Source organism: Peteryoungia algae, from assembly GCF_030369675.1.
Lineage (GTDB): Bacteria > Pseudomonadota > Alphaproteobacteria > Rhizobiales > Rhizobiaceae > Allorhizobium > Allorhizobium algae.
Genome location: NZ_CP128477.1, coordinates 2995969 through 3010856 on the forward strand (window position 1 = coordinate 2995969; position 14888 = coordinate 3010856).

The following is a 14888-nucleotide window of genomic DNA, read 5'->3' on the forward strand; positions in this document are numbered from 1 at the left end:
CCCGACCGGATCAGGCAGATTGCCTCAGAGGGGCACAACGGCACCCGAGAAGGCCGGCATCTGGCCGGGATCGATCTCCATCAGCTGGCAGATGAGCCCCGCAATTTCGGTTTGCTTGATCGGCGTATCACGCTCGAGCCGGAACCCGACCGTGTAAAACGGCACCTCGGTCTCCTCTGGCGTCGGCCCCGCATGATTGCCATCGTCACCCATGCCATGATCGGCGGTGACGATCACCGTGTAGCCGGCCTCGACCCAGCCCGGCAGATGTCGCGCAAGAAGGTCGCCCTGCATCCGAGCCGCATTTCGGTAGCCGATGCTGTCGCCCCCATGCTTGTGGCCGGCATCGTCGACATTCATGGGGTGAAGCAGGAGAAAGTCCGGCGCCTTGGTATGGACCAGCCATTCTGCATCGGCGAAGAGATGGCTGTCCGGATAGTGATCGTCCCAGTAGAAGAGGCCATGCGTAATGTCACCGGCACCGTCGATCAGGATCCGGTCGCGATGGCGGTTGAACGGGAAGGAGACATAGAGCTCCGAGACCCAGTGATAGGCAGCCGCCGCCGTGACCATTCCCTGGGCGCGGGCGCGGGCAAAGAGATTGTCACCGATCGACCGGCGCACCACTCCGTTGCTGACGACGCCGTGGTCAACGGGCCGACGTCCCGTCAACAAGGTTTCGTAGAGCGGCCGGGACATGGCGGGCAGCTCGCAAGTCAGCTTGCGGACATCGGCCCGACCGGCCAGGACGAGGCCTTCCATATAGCCGAGACAGGTACGGGCCACGTCGTAACGCAGCCCGTCGAGAACGATCAAGATCACTTTGCGCATGGCAGGCACCATGCCACGCCATGTGTGAAACGCAAGCGACAGCGCATCAGAGGATCGGCTTGCCGCCGGTCACCGCAATCGTCGCGCCGGAAACATAGCTCGAAAGCGGATCGGCCAGCATCACATAGGCCGTCTGCAATTCGGCGGGCTGGCCCGGGCGCCCCATGGGCACCTGCTTGCCGAAGTTCTTCACCGATTCCTCGGGCATGGTCGACGGGATGAGCGGTGTCCAGATCGGGCCGGGTGCCACCGCGTTTGCACGAATCTTCCTGTCGGCCAGCATCTGCGCAAGACCCGCGGTAAAGTTCTGGATCGCACCCTTGGTGGTCGCATAGGCGAGCAGGGAAGGGTTCGGGCTATCCGAATTGATGGACGCCGTATTGATGATCGAACCACCATTCTTCATGTGCGCAACGGCAGCCTTGGTCAGATAGAACATTGCATGGATATTGACGCGGAAGGTAAGCTCCCATTCTTCATCAGGGATCTCGGAAATGTCGCTGAAACTCGCCTGATGGGCAGCATTGTTGACGAGGATATCGACACCGCCGAGTTGACGAACCGCCGTGTCAACGATCTCGCGACAGTGATCCGCATTCTGTATGTCGCCCCGGACCAGCACGGCCTTGCGGCCGGCCCTTTCGATCCAGCCGGCAGTTTCCTTGGCGTCCTCGTCTTCCTCGATATAGGAAATCAGCACATCGGCGCCTTCGCGGGCATAGGCGATCGCTACCGCCCGGCCGATTCCGCTGTCACCGCCGGTGATGATTGCGTTGAGCCCTTCCAGCTTCCCCGAACCCTTGTAACTCTCCTCGCCATGATCCGGCCTCGGGGTCATGTCCGAGGTGCGCCCCGGCATCGGAACTTTTTTCTGCGAAAATGGAGGTGTCGGATAGTCGGCCATGGGTCTTCTCCTCGTTGATGTGTCGAGGGTCAAACCGATGAGCCATGGATGGGTTCCGGGCGAATAGCCGCTATGAAACAGATGGCCGGCATAGTGCCGGCCATCTGGAGATCACCGATCAGGCGCGCCAGGCGGCAACCGCCTGCGGCTTCAACACCGCCTCCCCGAGCAGCGGATCAGCTCCCTCGGGAAGGGGCCAGTTTTCGGTCCCATAATTGAATGCGAAGACGAGGTCGCCACGGCGTCGGAGACGGATAGAATCTGGGACGCGCAGGGTCGCAACGCCTGCCTTCTTCGTCGCGAGTTCCAGCACCTCGGCCAGAAGTTCAGCATCGGCCCAGCAGGCGAGATAGAGCGTCTTTCCCTTTCCGGTCAGCGCCGGATCACCGTTCTCGAAGGTGGCGAGAACCGAAGCCGAGGTCTCGATATATTCCCGCCAGCGAATGGCCCGGCCCGAAACGGCGCCGGACACACCATCCGAGAGCCCCGGTCGCATCGAGGAGACCTGGATCACGCGATTGCCGGTCAAATTACCAAGCGGACCGGGCGGCAGCATGTCCGGAATACGGAAATTGCGGTCGCGCGAACCTGTGCGGGCGCCGATGACGACGACACCCTCCACTTTTTCGAGTTCCGCCTGCGCCGCTTCGCTGACTTCCGTCATACAGGGCACGACGACAAGCGGGTAACCTTCCAGCGAAGCGCCCGGACGAACGAAATCCACGTTGAGGCCAAGATGGCGCAGCGCCTCGTACCAGCGGAAGCAGAGTTCCTCGTAGCGGAAATCCTTGCCCTGCGGCTGGATCATCGTCGACCAGTAGCTCTGGTAGTCGAAAACGAGCGCGACAGGTGCCTGGCTCGTTTCAGGAAGCGCGCCGAGCGCCGCCAGCTCCTCCGAGACCTGCATGGCCTCGCGGCCGCCCGGCGACCATTCGTCGAGACCCGGCAGGTTCAGCCCAGCATGCATCTGTTCCTGCGCGAACGGTGCCTGGCGCCAGCGGAAATAGCTGACGACGTCAGCACCATGCGCCAGCGCTTCCCATGTCCACAGCCGCACCATGCCGGGCTTCGGCACGGGGTTCCACGGTGCCCAATTCACCGGGCCCGGCTGCTGCTCCATCACCCAGAAGCGACCCTTGCCGACGGCACGGTAGAGATCGTGGTGATAGGGAGCGATATCCGGGTGCGAGGTCTCGGCCCAGCGATTGCGCTCTTCTTCCGTGAACGGAAACTTCTCGACGAAGCCGATCGGATAGCTGTCCCAGGAGGCGAGATCGAGGTTGTCGCCGACCTTGAAGTGGTCGAAATCCGAGACGAAGCCCATGAAGTTATGGGTGATCCAGCGGCCTGGCGAATGCTTGCGGATGATCTCGCACTGCATCTTGTCGTAAGCCGCGACCTGATCCGAATGGAAGCGCCAGAAATCAAGACGGGTTGCCGGGTTCGGCTCCGTGACTGTGAGGTTGGGAAGAGCGACGTCGTCGAAGCTCGACAATTCCATCGACCAGAACACTGATCCCCAGGCTTCGTTCAGCTGATCGCTCGACTGGTAGCGCAGACGCAACCAGCGCTTGAAGCTTTTCAGATCCTCCGGTCCCCAGGAAATCGTCGTATCGTGGCAGCCGTATTCGTTGTCGGTCTGCCAGCCAACGATGCCGGGGTGTTCGCCGTAGCGCTTGGCGACGATCTCGACGATCCGGGCACTCTCCTTCCACCAGGTCTCCGACGAGAAGGTGTAATGCCGGCGAGAACCGAAGCCGCGCGGGCGGCCCTGTTCGTCATAGGGAATGATGTCGGGGCACTCGTCCACCAGCCACTTGGGTGGGGTGGCGGTCGGCGTGCCGAGCACGACCCTTAGCCCGGCTTCGTGCAGCACATCGATCGCGCGGTCGAGCCATTCGAAGGTGAATGTTCCGCGCAAAGGTTCGAGGCGGGACCAGGCAAACTCACCGATGCGCACGAAGGAAATGCCGAGTTCACGCATCCGGCGCGCGTCGGTTCGCCACCGGTTTTCATCCCAGTGTTCCGGATAGTAGCAGACGCCCAGCATTATCGTGTCAGATCCCCATTGATGACGGCCTTGCCGTCTTTGTCGAACAGATGGCAGGCCTTGGCATTGATGCCAAGGCGCAGCGTCTGGCCGGGCTTTTCGCTGGCAAGACCGTCGGCCTTGACCGCAAGCTCCGAGCCATCGGCCAGCGTGACGAAGAACAGCGTCTCCGAACCCAGATATTCGGCGAGCTTGACTGTCGCTTCGACAACGACATCGCCCTTGCCGGTCGCATCGATATGCTCCGGACGCAGACCGAAAGTCATTTCGCCCGCTGGAACGCTCGCCCCATGCGTCGGGATCGAGATATCAACCCCTGGCAGGTGGACCAAGGCAGCGCCCTCGGCAGAAGACGCCTGCACCTTGAGAAAATTCATCTTCGGCGAGCCGATGAAGCCGGCAACGAAGAGATTGTTCGGACGGTGATAGAGTTCGAGCGGCGAGCCGACCTGTTCGATCAGGCCAGCCGACAGCACCACGATCTTGTCAGCCATGGTCATGGCTTCGACCTGATCATGGGTGACATAGATCATCGTCGCCTTGATGTCCTGATGAAGCTTTGAAAGCTCTGTGCGCATCTGGACGCGCAGCGCCGCATCGAGGTTGGACAGCGGCTCGTCGAACAGGAAGACTTCCGGATTTCGCACGATGGCTCGACCGATGGCCACGCGCTGGCGTTGGCCGCCCGAGAGCTGGCCGGGCTTGCGCTGCATGAGCGGCTCAAGCTGCAAAAGCTTGGCCGCAATCGCGGTACGCTCCGCAATCGTGGCTTTCGGATGGCCGGTCATCTTCAGGCCGAAGCCGATGTTTTCCTCGACCGTCATATGTGGATATAGCGCATAGGACTGGAAGACCATGGCGACGCCACGGTCCGAGGGGCCGATGCTGGTCATATCCTTTCCACCGATCGACAGCACTCCGGAAGTGATGTCTTCAAGGCCCGCGATCATGCGTAGCAGCGTGGACTTGCCGCAGCCGGACGGGCCGACGAAGACGCAGAATTCGCCGTCTTTCACGTCGAGATCCACACCCTTGATGACGCTGAGCGCGCCAAACTGTTTCTTGACGCTACGCAGGCTTACGTCAGCCATGGGTCTTGCCTCCCTTGATCGCTTCGAGTTCGAGGAGAAGAGCACTTTCGGGTGTCAGCATCGGCAGCGGCAGCCCGGCAAGTCCGGCACTGGAAAGCGCGAAAGTGACAGCCCCGGAAAGCAGCGCTTTCTGACCCTCGGAGATACGGATGAATTGTGGCTCTGCCGGCAGCACGGACTTGATCCGCCATTGGCCGCCGAACTGCGTTACCTGCTCGGGCAGGCGCAAGGGTGCTGGCTGTTCCCCCACCATTTGCGGCCCCTGGGCGACGACAAGCACGATCTTCTCGGCCGAAGCCGCACCCCAGACGTATCGACCATCGATAGGCTCCATCCGGAAACCGGCGCCCGGCGCGTGGAAGAGGTGGCGCAGCTGCTTGTAGCGCTCGATATAGACCTTGAGCTCGGCGCGCTCTTCGTCGGTCAGGTCCAGCGGGTTGAGCTCGACGCCGAGGTGATAGCCCATCGCCACCAGCGCCCGGAAGGCAAGCGTGTGGCGGCGCCCGGTCTGATGGTTGGGCGACGCAGAAATATGGCTGCCCAGGATTTCCGGCGGCACGAAGACGGATGCGCCACGCTGTATCTCCAGCCTTTCCAGTGCGTCCGTGCAGTCCGACGTCCAGACGCGGTGCGTACGGGCGAGCGCACCGTAATCGATCCGTCCCCCGCCCGACGCGCAGCTCTCGATCTCGACATCGGGATGGGCGGCGCGAATGCGATCCATCAGCGCATAGACCGCACGCGTCTGCGCGGCAATCTTCGCCTTTCCGTCACGACCACCCGCATGGGTGAGATCGCGATTCATGTCCCACTTGATGTAGGACACCGCGTGCTGGGAGAGCACCGCGTCGATCTTGCCGAATAGATAGTCGGAGACCTCAGCGCGCGTCAGATTGAGCACCAGCTGCGTGCGCGATTCGAGAACCGGACGACCCTCGATGGTCAGCGCCCAGTCCGGATGCGCCTTGTAGAGATCCGAAACAGGATTGACCATTTCCGGCTCGAACCAGATGCCGAACTGCATGCCAAGCCCGGTAACATGGTCGACCAATGGTTTCAGGCCATCAGGGTATTTGCGCGCATCGATGTCCCAGTCGCCAAGACTGGTCGTGTCGTCGTCGCGCTTGCCAAACCAGCCGTCATCCAGCACGAAGCGCTCGATGCCGAGTTCAGCGGCAGCCGTCGCCTGGGCCTTCAACGAATCCATCTGGTGGCCGAAGTAATTGCCTTCCCAGGTATTGAGCGTGACGGGCCGCGGCGTCATCGTGCCACCCGGCCAGGTGATCAGTTCTTCGCGCACGAAGGCGTGGAAGTCTTCCGCATCCGCACCGGCATAGGCAATCGGGCTCTCATAGCTTTCGCCCGGTGCGAGGATGATCTCGCCGGGCTCGAACAACTCTCCGAGATGCACGAGGCGCTGGCCATCATCTGTCCGGTCGATCACCATCTGGTGGTTGCCGCTGAAGCCGAGCGTCACGCCGAAGATCTGGGTTTCGCTTTCGATGAACAGCATCGGGAAGCGGTCGTGTGATGTGCGGCCACGGCGGTTTTCCTGAATCCAGGTACCATTGCCGAGAAGCTCACGCCGCGTCTGGAATTCCCGACCCCAGATCCCGGTGAAGCTCATCACCTGCAAGTCACCCGCAGGCGCAAGAAATGTCCCGGCCATGCAGCGGTCCAGCTGGTAGTCCGTCTCGCCCCGGTTCGTCAGCTTCGTCGCCATCGATATGAGACCTGACGGGTGGGCTGTGAGCGTAATCGAAAGCGACAGCTTGGCCACGGGGTCGAGACCCGCAAGAATGGTCCGATGCCCGTCCCGGGAGAATTCCCAATTGCCGAACTGGGCGATGAAATCGCGTCCACCGCGATGGCCTGATATCGCCGGCCATCCAAAGAAGCCCATGCCACCAGTCGGCAGCAGAACCGCTGACGGCACTGCAACGTCCATACCGTTGACGCGGCTCGACCGCTCGATCTCGAAGAGCGGATCAGTTTCTGCGGGTTCTGTTCCGAACGACAGGATTTCGGGCATGCCCAGTTCCGGCAGGCGCAGGCTCAGCGCCAGTTGCCCGGAATCGATGGTGACAATCTTGCTCATCCCTTGGTCGCTCCGAGTGTAAGGCCAGCGATGAAGTGGCGCTGCATCAGGAAAAACATCGCAACCGGCGGCAAGGCCGCGACGATCGAACCGGCAGAGACGAGATGCCATGCGGCGACCCATTGGCCGTTCAGCGAATAGAGACCCGCCGTCACTGGCATGGCGTGCTGGCCCTGCACCAGGACCGTCGCCCAGAAGTAGTCGTTCCAGACGAAGGTGAAGATCAGCACCGACAGGGCAGCGATCGCCGGGCGCATCAGCGGCAACACGATGTAGCGGAAGATCCGCCATTCCGAGACGCCCTCAACGCGGGCAGACTCAATCAGTGCGAAGGGCAGGCCCTTGATGAAATTGCGCATGAAGAGCGTGCAGAACCCGGTCTGGAAGGCGACGTGGAACAACACGAGACCCATCGTGGTATCGTAGAGACCCGCGCGCAGCGTCATGTCCCGTACCGGAACCATCAGGATCTGGAACGGGATGAAATTGCCAGCGACGAACATGAAGAACAGGACGAGATTGCCCTTGAACTTGTAGACCGCGAGCGCAAAGCCGGTGAGGCAGGAGAGTGCGACAGCCCCGATGGCCGTCGGGATCGTTACCTTGAACGAATTCAGGATGTAGTAGCCGATCGGCGAATTGTTGAAGACGGCCGAATAGTTCTCGAAACCGGCGAACCCGGAGGGAATGCCGAAATAATTGCCGGCTGCGAGGTCGCCGGCCGGGCGAACCGACGTGATGGCGACGCCGATCAGCGGCAGAAGCCAGAGGAAAAGCGCCACCGGCAGCAGGATCTTGTAGGCCATCTGCGCAAGCGGGGAGGCCTTCTGGATCGGAGTGGGGAACATCAGGCGTTCCTTTCCTGGGCGAGCATGCGGACGATGAAGAGCGAGATGAAGACGATCATGATCAGGAACAGCACGACCGCAATCGACGCGCCGTAGCCCATGCGGAAGCCGTATTCGGAGAGCGCCTGCTCATACATGAAGTAGGACAGCACCGAACTCGAGCCGTAAGGGCCGCCGGCTGTCATGATCGAAACGAGGTCGAAGGAGCGCAGCGAGCCGATGACGGTCACCACCATGGCAATGAAGGTTGCCGGCGCGAGCTGCGGCAGGATCACGTACCAGAGCAGCTTCAGCCCCTTGGCGCCATCCATTCGGGCGGCTTCCACCTGCTCATGATTGATGTTGTTGAGACCCGTCAGGTAGAGGATCATGCAATAGGCTGTCTGCGGCCAGAGACCCGCGACGATGATACCGTAGGTGACGTAACGCTCGTCGGCGAGCACCGCGATCTGCTCGCCCAACAGCACTTCCGTAAGCTTGGAAAACAGGCCGAAATCCGGGGCATAAAACCAGGTGAACATCAGGCCGACAACGACCTGGCTGATCACGAAGGGAAAGAAGAACATCGACTTGTAGAGCCGTATGCCGGTGACGGTCTGGTTGAGGAAGAGCGCGACGGCAAGGCCCGCCGGGATCGACAGCAGGTAGAGCACCAGCCAGATCAGGTTGTTGTAGAGCGACGTGTAGAAGGTGTCGTCGTCGAGGAGCTCGACATAATTGCCGGCGCCGATCCAGGTCATGGCGCCGAGACCGTCCCAATCGTGGAAGCTGATCCAGATCGACTCGAAGATCGGGACAAGCACGTAGACCAGGAACATCAGCATGCCGGGCGCCAGGAACAGGAAAGGCGCGAGCGTCTGCTGGTTTCGCTTCCAGAAGCCGGACGATGAAGGAACGGTGTTGCTCATGGCGGCACCTCTGAGAAAACAGGATACGGCAACCGGATGCCATGGGCCCAGGGAGACCCACAGCACCCGGCGCAGGGAGCTTTATCGCTTACTTGTAAACGCGGGCGCGGACCTTTTCGAGCCGCTCCAGGATGGCGTCCAGACGATCCGGCTTGACCATGAACTCCTGGAAGCCTTCCATGCCGGCCTTTGCCATTTCGGCATTGGCGTCGCGGTCGTAGAACTGCGCGAGCGCATAAGCGTTCGACAGCATCTCGAAACCGGCCTTCAGGAACGGATCAGCCGGCTTTTCGGCCTGGTTGTTGACCGGCAGCTGCCCGAGCGTGGCGTTCATCTTGCTCTGGGCTTCCGGCGAAGCGAGGTAGGCGAGGAACTTCTTCGCATCTTCCTTGTTCTTCGCGCCCGACGGGATGTGGAAGGTGTCGGTCGGAGCCTCTTCAGACATCGGGATGCCCGCTGTGATTTCCGGGAACTGCATGAAGCCGATCTGGTCTTCCTTCAACCCGCCGTCCTTCATCGTGGCCACGGCGAAGTTGCCCATCAGATACATGGCCGCCTGGCCCTGGACCATCTGCGGGATGGCATCCTGCCAGTCGATCGCGGCATGGTTCTCGTTGAAGTATCCGGCCTTGACCAGCTCGCCCCACTTCTCGAACACGGCCTTCACGCGCGGATCCGTATAAGGAACCTTGCCGGAGGTCACGTCCATGTGGAACTCATAGCCGTTGACGCGCAGGTTCAGATAGTCGAACCAGCCGCCCGTCGGCCACAGCGCCTTGGTGCCGATGGTGATCGGGGTAACGCCGGCAGACTTCAGCTTTTCGCAAGCAGCAAGAAATTCCGTCCAGTTCTTCGGCGGCTCGATGCCCTGTTCGGCGAAGATGTCCTTACGATAGTAGATACCCCACTGGTAGTAGGTGTAGGGAACGCCCCATTTCTTGCCGTCGATGGTCATGGAGGCGGAAGCCGACTTCAGCTGGTCGTTCAGGCCATTGGCCTCCCAGACATCCGAAACGTCTTCGAACAGACCTGCCTTGACGAAGGGCTCCATGCGGTTGCCGGCATACCATGCGGCAACATCGGGAGCGTCAGCGGTCAGGAAGTTGCGGATGGCAGATTTGTAGCCTTCGTGGTCGAAGTTGTTCCACTTGACCGTGATATCGGGGTTGGCCTTCTGGAAATCAGCGATCAACTCTTCCATCGCCTTCTTCGGCGCCGGATCCGATTGGTCGGAATTGAGAACGATTTCACCGGCAAACGCGGTGGAAGACAGAAGGGCAGCACCCAGAGCAATGCTGCTCAGGCTTTTGAAAAAGGTCATGTTTTCCTCCCTATGACCGTTACGCAGTCCATATGCGGAGCTTGTGGCCCCGGATCCCACCGGAATTGTCAGCTCATCTTGATCATCCGACTCAAACCCGTAATAATCCACCGAGTTTCGGCCTAAGTTTTCCGGGATCCTAAGATTTGGAACCATTAGAGACAGTGCTTCGCGATGAATCCGTTCCTGTTCATCCCGATCACGATCCGCGCCATCCCCTGGTTGTCTTCGGCGACCACCGCTTTTGCGCCGGCGAAAGCATGACAGTGCACAAGATGGCCGGGCCGCACATGCACAGCCAGATCGAGCTGAACTTCGTGCTGACAGGCGCCATGACCTATTGGTTCGATGGCCGTGAACTGACCGTCGATGAGGGCAGGCTCTGCCTCTTCTGGGGTATGATTCCGCATCAGGTCATCGACCGGCGGGAGGGCACTCAGTTCATCTGCCTCTATGTACCCATGTCTGTTTTCCTTGGTCTGGCCAACCTCAACCGGTTTCGCGACGCAGTCTTCCGGGGCGCCATGATCGAGGCCTTGGAGATCCGCTCTTATGATCGGGACATTTTCGAGCGCTGGCGCCAGGAACTGCTCGCTGGCGATCCCGACCTGATGGAGATCGTCCGCAACGAGTTGACCGCGCGTGTGCTCAGGATCGAACGGGAAGGCTGGCGCGATCTGCGCGAAGAAGGGTCGGCAATTGCCAATTTCAGTACCAATGAAAGCGAGCGCGTCGAGCATATCGAACGCATGCTGCGCTTCATCGCTGAACACGCATTGGAAGAGATTTCGTCAGAGGATGTCGGGCGCGATGTGGGCCTGCATCCGAATTACGCGATGGCGATCTTCAAGCGGGCCGTTGGGCACACCATCAACCAGGCAATCGTCCGCCATCGTCTCGATACCGCGCAATCGCTGCTGATTTCGACCGACCTGTCGATTACAGACGTGGCCTTCGAGAGTGGATTCGGTTCGGCCTCTCGCTTTTATGAGGCCTTTGCCGGTCGCTTCCGGGAAAAGCCGAAGGCCTTCCGCCGACGCATGCGATCGAAGGGGCTTCCGCCGACCTGAATAGCATTTGCATCAACGATCGGCGATCGCGGATAGTCTCGGCATGGGGACACCCGGGCACCAGTCGCGGAAACCGATGATGCGACGAACGATCTTTTCCGGATGATGTCCGGCAATGTCTCGCAGCCGGTGGTCGAGATAGGGATTGCCGAACCGCTCCAGCGTCGTTTCAACATAGGCCTCGGCCTCATCACCCAGTTCATGCATCCGGAAACCGGGCACCACCTCGTTGCGATAGATCTGCTGGAGTTCCGCGCGGATCGCCGTGTCGGCAAGGATGTCCTTGACGCACTCCGCCTCGGGTCGCCCTTCTCTCATCCAGCGATCCGCAAGAACCGTGTGGCCGAGATTGAGAATATGCAACTTCAGCCTCTCGTAGGGTGTCAGATCAGCGACCACCTTGATGCAAGGATGTTCGCACGGAAGGATGAGGCCAGTCTGCCGCTCGATCGCCCAGATCGCGTAGGGCTCGGCAATCGCACCCGCCGGCTCGATCGGCTCGGACACGATGCGATCGACGAGTGTGTTGCCCCAGACGACCCGCTTCGTCAGCCAGGAAATAAATGCCTCGTCAGGCGTGTGACGGCCAGCAAGATCGACGACGAGACGCTGAAGCACTTCGCCATTCCGCGAAATCAGTTCGCAGGGCAGAATTGTCAACGGCATGCCGCCGCCGCGAAAGCGCGCGTGGAGGAGCGCCAGAAGCTTCATCGGGAAGGAACGCGGAACGCCGTTGACGCCGTCTCCATCGACAAGCGCATACCCCATGTCGCCTGTATTGCTGAGCACGACCCTCGCCTCTTCGACAAAGATCCGGGTGACTTCGTCCCAGTCCTTTGCTGTGGACAGCGATCGGGTTACCGACCGTACGCGCAGCGCCCGCTCAACCGGCGTTCCACCTTCGAGGCCCCGGATAATCACCGGGTACCCCTCCGGCGCAGAGATCGCGCCTATCCGCCCCGCCCGCGTGGGGTCGCCGCTTGTCTGGACCACGGTGATCGACCCGATTGCATGTCCTGACTCCATCGCCTCGCTGACGAAGAGGTCGGCATGCGCCTGAAGAAACCGGCTCGTGCCGAATTGCAGGATGGGCGTGCTCATGGCTCAGACGGTCTCCTGTATGGATTGCAACAGCGTCTCGCGTGCCGACTTGAGATGTTGACGGCAGGCCTTTTCGACTTTCGCTGGATCGCGGGAAAACAGCGCCTGGATGTAATCGAGATGCTCTTCCAGCGCCCGCTGGTTTCGGGCCCGCGCATTCGTCTTGTTCCACTGGTAGTGATAGTGAAAGACGATCGTGATGATGTCGTAGAAGTCGATGATGAAGCGGTTGCTCGATGCTTTCTGGACGAGCAGGTGGAAGCGCTCGTCCAGCTCCGAGAAGTCCATGTAGCGATTGTCGATATCGGCAAGCAGTGCATGATGTTGCGCTTCGACCAGCCGAAGCTCGGCCCAAGCCGGGTGATCCTCGGCCAGATGGACGAAACTCGCCGCCGAGCGGAGCTCGAACATTTCGCGCACTTCTGTCAGTTCCAACGCAAATTCTCGGGTAAAGCCCTTGAGCACCCAATGGCTGTTCGGCCGCTTCTCGATGAGCCCGAAACGACTGAAGCGAATGAGAAATTCCCGCACGCTCGTGGTACCGATGCCGATTTCACGGGCAAGTTCCAGCTCGTTGATCTGCATGCCCGGCTGTGCGCCGCCGGCGAGGATGCGGCGCATGAAACTGCGCTCGATGATCTCGGAGAGTGAACTCGTTTCCTCATCGGGAAAATAGTCAGACCCGATCGGCCGACGCAGTACGGTCTTGGAGCGCTTGTCCCAGGCGACGAGCCCCGCTTCGCCGAGCCGGGTGAGCACCGTGCGTACGGTCGTGCGGCTCACGCTCAACAGACCACAGAGCTCCGGTTCCGAGGGAAGCGTATCCGTCTCCTCGATCAGCTTCAGCGTGCGATTATAGGCGTCCTTGAAGACGGTGTTCTGCTTGGCCATGGATCTGCCTGGGTTGATGTGATGCGGGGCTTTGGCCCTTCGCCTCTTGGCGCAAGACGCGAGCCCGCGCAATACCGCCGATTGCGGTGGCCTTTCCTTCTCTGCTCTCGGGTTTTCGCCCTCCCGCTCCCTGCTGGAGCAAATTGTTCTTTATCGATAGCATACCCATTGACGAGAAACTGTCTATTGCCGATAAAAGACAAAACACAGGATCCGGTGCAGCCGGACACATGGGAGAAACATCAGGTGTCGAAACCAGCCTGCATCCTGCTGTCGCAGGACGACAATGTCGCCGTGACCACCGTTGCAATCGAGGCGGGGCACGTGCTGCCCGGCGGCGCGCCGGCAGCGGCAAAGATTGATCCCGGCCACAAGGTTGCGGTGAGAGCCATTCGCAAGGGCGAACCTGTCGTCAAATATGCCCAGGCGATCGGCCGTGCCACCACGGACATTGCCGCAGGCGAGCATGTCCATTCCCACAATCTCGCCTTCGATGAAGATCGCCTGTCCGTCACCGGGCTCGCCCAGCCCGAAAACGCAACCGCAGCCGACAAGGGCCGCACCTTCCTGGGCTATCGCCGCGCCGACGGCCGTGCCGCGACCCGCAACTATATCGGCATCATCGCCAGCGTAAACTGTTCCACCACGGTCTGCCGCGCGATCGCGGAAGCCGCCAACCGCACCATCCTGCCGCATTACGAGGGCATCGACGGCTTCGTGCCGATTGTCCACGATCAGGGCTGTGGCATGAGCTCGACCGGCGACGGCATGCGCACGCTGCATCGAACGATAGCCGGCTACACGAGGCATGTGAATTTCGGCGGCGTGCTGATGGTCGGTCTTGGCTGCGAGGTCAATCAGCTGACGCTATACGGCCAGAGCGGCGCCGGAGCCTCCAAGCGCCACTTCAACATCCAGGACGCCGGCGGATCCCGTCGCGCGGTCGAGAACGCGCTTTCGATCCTCAAAGAGATCGCAGCCGAGGTCGGTACGATGCGCCGCGAACCGATTTCCGTCAGCGAGATTATCGTGGGACTGCAATGCGGCGGGTCGGACGGTCTGTCCGGCATCACAGCCAACCCGGCCCTCGGCGTGGCTGTCGATATCCTGGCCGGTGCCGGCGGCACGGCCATCCTGTCGGAGACCTCGGAGATCTATGGCGCCGAACACTTGCTGAGAAGCCGTGCGGTCAACGAGCAGGTCGCGGTCAAGCTGGACGGGCTGATCTCCTGGTGGGAGGCCTATGTCGCCCAGCACGGCGCCTCGCTGGACAACAACCCCTCTCCCGGCAACAAGAAGGGCGGCCTCACCACCATTCTCGAAAAATCGCTCGGGGCCGTCGCCAAGGGTGGGCGCTCGCCGCTGACAGCCGTCTACAACTACGCTGAACGCGTCACCGAACATGGCCTCGTCTTCATGGACACTCCCGGCTACGACCCGGTCTCCGCGACCGGCCAGGTGGCAGGGGGCGCCAATGTGATTGCCTTCACCACAGGCCGCGGCTCCTGTTTCGGCTCACGCCCCGTGCCTTCGATCAAGCTGACGAGCAACACCGCGCTCTATAAATCGATGGAAGAGGACATGGACATCGACTGCGGCGTCATCGCCACGGGTGACGCCAGCGTCGCGGGCCTCGGCCGGAACATCTTCGACCTGATCATCGACACAGCCTCGGGCCAGAAGACCAAGAGCGAACTCTTCGGCTATGGCGACAACGAATTCGTGCCGTGGCACCTGGGTGCCACGCTCTGACCTCGACAACTGGGATCCGGAAA

12 protein-coding genes are annotated in these 14888 nt (G+C 61.0%); 2 read left to right on the forward strand and 10 right to left on the reverse strand.

What is annotated here, in order from left to right; genetic code table 11:
- Positions 1–24 precede the first annotated feature (24 nt).
- From QTL56_RS14225 to QTL56_RS14260, 8 genes are all read right to left on the reverse strand, one after another.
- Positions 25–831, reverse strand: coding sequence for an alkaline phosphatase family protein (locus tag QTL56_RS14225; RefSeq protein ID WP_245137345.1), 807 nt, complete (start codon positions 829–831; stop codon positions 25–27).
- A gap of 46 nt (positions 832–877) precedes the next feature.
- Positions 878–1735 (reverse strand): SDR family oxidoreductase, encoded by an 858-nt coding sequence (locus tag QTL56_RS14230; protein ID WP_245137344.1) that lies wholly within the window; start codon positions 1733–1735, stop codon positions 878–880.
- Between the two features lie 118 nt (positions 1736–1853).
- Positions 1854–3785 carry a beta-galactosidase gene (locus tag QTL56_RS14235; protein ID WP_245137343.1) on the reverse strand — a complete coding sequence of 644 codons (1932 nt, stop codon included), beginning with the start codon at positions 3783–3785 and terminating at the stop codon, positions 1854–1856.
- Complete coding sequence (locus tag QTL56_RS14240) at positions 3785–4876, reverse strand: ABC transporter ATP-binding protein (RefSeq protein ID WP_245137342.1); 1092 nt, start codon at positions 4874–4876, stop codon at positions 3785–3787. Before QTL56_RS14240 ends, QTL56_RS14235 begins: the two co-directional genes overlap by 1 nt.
- Positions 4869–6974, reverse strand: coding sequence for an alpha-galactosidase (locus tag QTL56_RS14245; protein ID WP_245137341.1), 2106 nt, complete (start codon positions 6972–6974; stop codon positions 4869–4871). Before QTL56_RS14245 ends, QTL56_RS14240 begins: the two co-directional genes overlap by 8 nt.
- Entirely contained in the window at positions 6971–7822 is an 852-nt protein-coding gene (locus tag QTL56_RS14250; protein WP_245137340.1) for a carbohydrate ABC transporter permease, read from the reverse strand. Before QTL56_RS14250 ends, QTL56_RS14245 begins: the two co-directional genes overlap by 4 nt.
- A complete protein-coding gene (locus tag QTL56_RS14255) occupies positions 7822–8730 on the reverse strand; it encodes a carbohydrate ABC transporter permease (RefSeq protein WP_229575175.1) in 909 nt (302 codons plus the stop codon). Before QTL56_RS14255 ends, QTL56_RS14250 begins: the two co-directional genes overlap by 1 nt.
- Positions 8731–8818: 88 nt before the next feature.
- Positions 8819–10051 (reverse strand): ABC transporter substrate-binding protein, encoded by a 1233-nt coding sequence (locus QTL56_RS14260; protein ID WP_229575176.1) that lies wholly within the window; start codon positions 10049–10051, stop codon positions 8819–8821.
- Between the two features lie 260 nt (positions 10052–10311).
- Here QTL56_RS14260 and QTL56_RS14265 point away from each other — a divergent pair, with 260 nt between their 5' ends.
- Positions 10312–11121 (forward strand): helix-turn-helix domain-containing protein, encoded by an 810-nt coding sequence (locus QTL56_RS14265; protein WP_229575177.1) that lies wholly within the window; start codon positions 10312–10314, stop codon positions 11119–11121.
- 12 nt (positions 11122–11133) lie between these two features.
- Here the strand turns inward: QTL56_RS14265 and QTL56_RS14270 are convergent, their stop codons facing one another.
- Together QTL56_RS14270 and QTL56_RS14275 are read right to left on the reverse strand one after the other, a co-directional pair.
- A complete protein-coding gene (locus QTL56_RS14270; protein WP_245137339.1) occupies positions 11134–12222 on the reverse strand; it encodes a mannitol dehydrogenase family protein in 1089 nt (362 codons plus the stop codon).
- Between the two features lie 3 nt (positions 12223–12225).
- Entirely contained in the window at positions 12226–13113 is an 888-nt protein-coding gene (locus tag QTL56_RS14275) for a GntR family transcriptional regulator (protein WP_229575179.1), read from the reverse strand.
- A 246-nt stretch (positions 13114–13359) separates the two neighbouring features.
- On the opposite strand from QTL56_RS14275, the gene QTL56_RS14280 reads away from it, so the two are divergent.
- On the forward strand, positions 13360–14865 hold the full coding sequence (locus tag QTL56_RS14280; RefSeq protein WP_245137338.1) for a UxaA family hydrolase: 1506 nt from the start codon (positions 13360–13362) through the stop codon (positions 14863–14865).
- Positions 14866–14888: the final 23 nt, after the last annotated feature.

What these genes read in the sequence shown, in the direction of transcription:
- QTL56_RS14245 (WP_245137341.1), bottom strand. Translation starts at nt 6,974, where the DNA reads ATGAGCAAGATTGTCACCATCGATTCCGGGCAACTGGCGCTGAGCCTG.
- QTL56_RS14240 (WP_245137342.1), bottom strand. Translation starts at nt 4,876, where the DNA reads ATGGCTGACGTAAGCCTGCGTAGCGTCAAGAAACAGTTTGGCGCGCTC.
- QTL56_RS14230 (WP_245137344.1), bottom strand. Translation starts at nt 1,735, where the DNA reads ATGGCCGACTATCCGACACCTCCATTTTCGCAGAAAAAAGTTCCGATG.
- QTL56_RS14270 (WP_245137339.1), bottom strand. Translation starts at nt 12,222, where the DNA reads ATGAGCACGCCCATCCTGCAATTCGGCACGAGCCGGTTTCTTCAGGCG.
- QTL56_RS14275 (WP_229575179.1), bottom strand. Translation starts at nt 13,113, where the DNA reads ATGGCCAAGCAGAACACCGTCTTCAAGGACGCCTATAATCGCACGCTG.
- QTL56_RS14260 (WP_229575176.1), bottom strand. Translation starts at nt 10,051, where the DNA reads ATGACCTTTTTCAAAAGCCTGAGCAGCATTGCTCTGGGTGCTGCCCTT.
- QTL56_RS14255 (WP_229575175.1), bottom strand. Translation starts at nt 8,730, where the DNA reads ATGAGCAACACCGTTCCTTCATCGTCCGGCTTCTGGAAGCGAAACCAG.
- QTL56_RS14235 (WP_245137343.1), bottom strand. Translation starts at nt 3,785, where the DNA reads ATGCTGGGCGTCTGCTACTATCCGGAACACTGGGATGAAAACCGGTGG.
- QTL56_RS14265 (WP_229575177.1), top strand. Translation starts at nt 10,312, where the DNA reads ATGACAGTGCACAAGATGGCCGGGCCGCACATGCACAGCCAGATCGAG.
- QTL56_RS14225 (WP_245137345.1), bottom strand. Translation starts at nt 831, where the DNA reads ATGCGCAAAGTGATCTTGATCGTTCTCGACGGGCTGCGTTACGACGTG.
- QTL56_RS14250 (WP_245137340.1), bottom strand. Translation starts at nt 7,822, where the DNA reads ATGTTCCCCACTCCGATCCAGAAGGCCTCCCCGCTTGCGCAGATGGCC.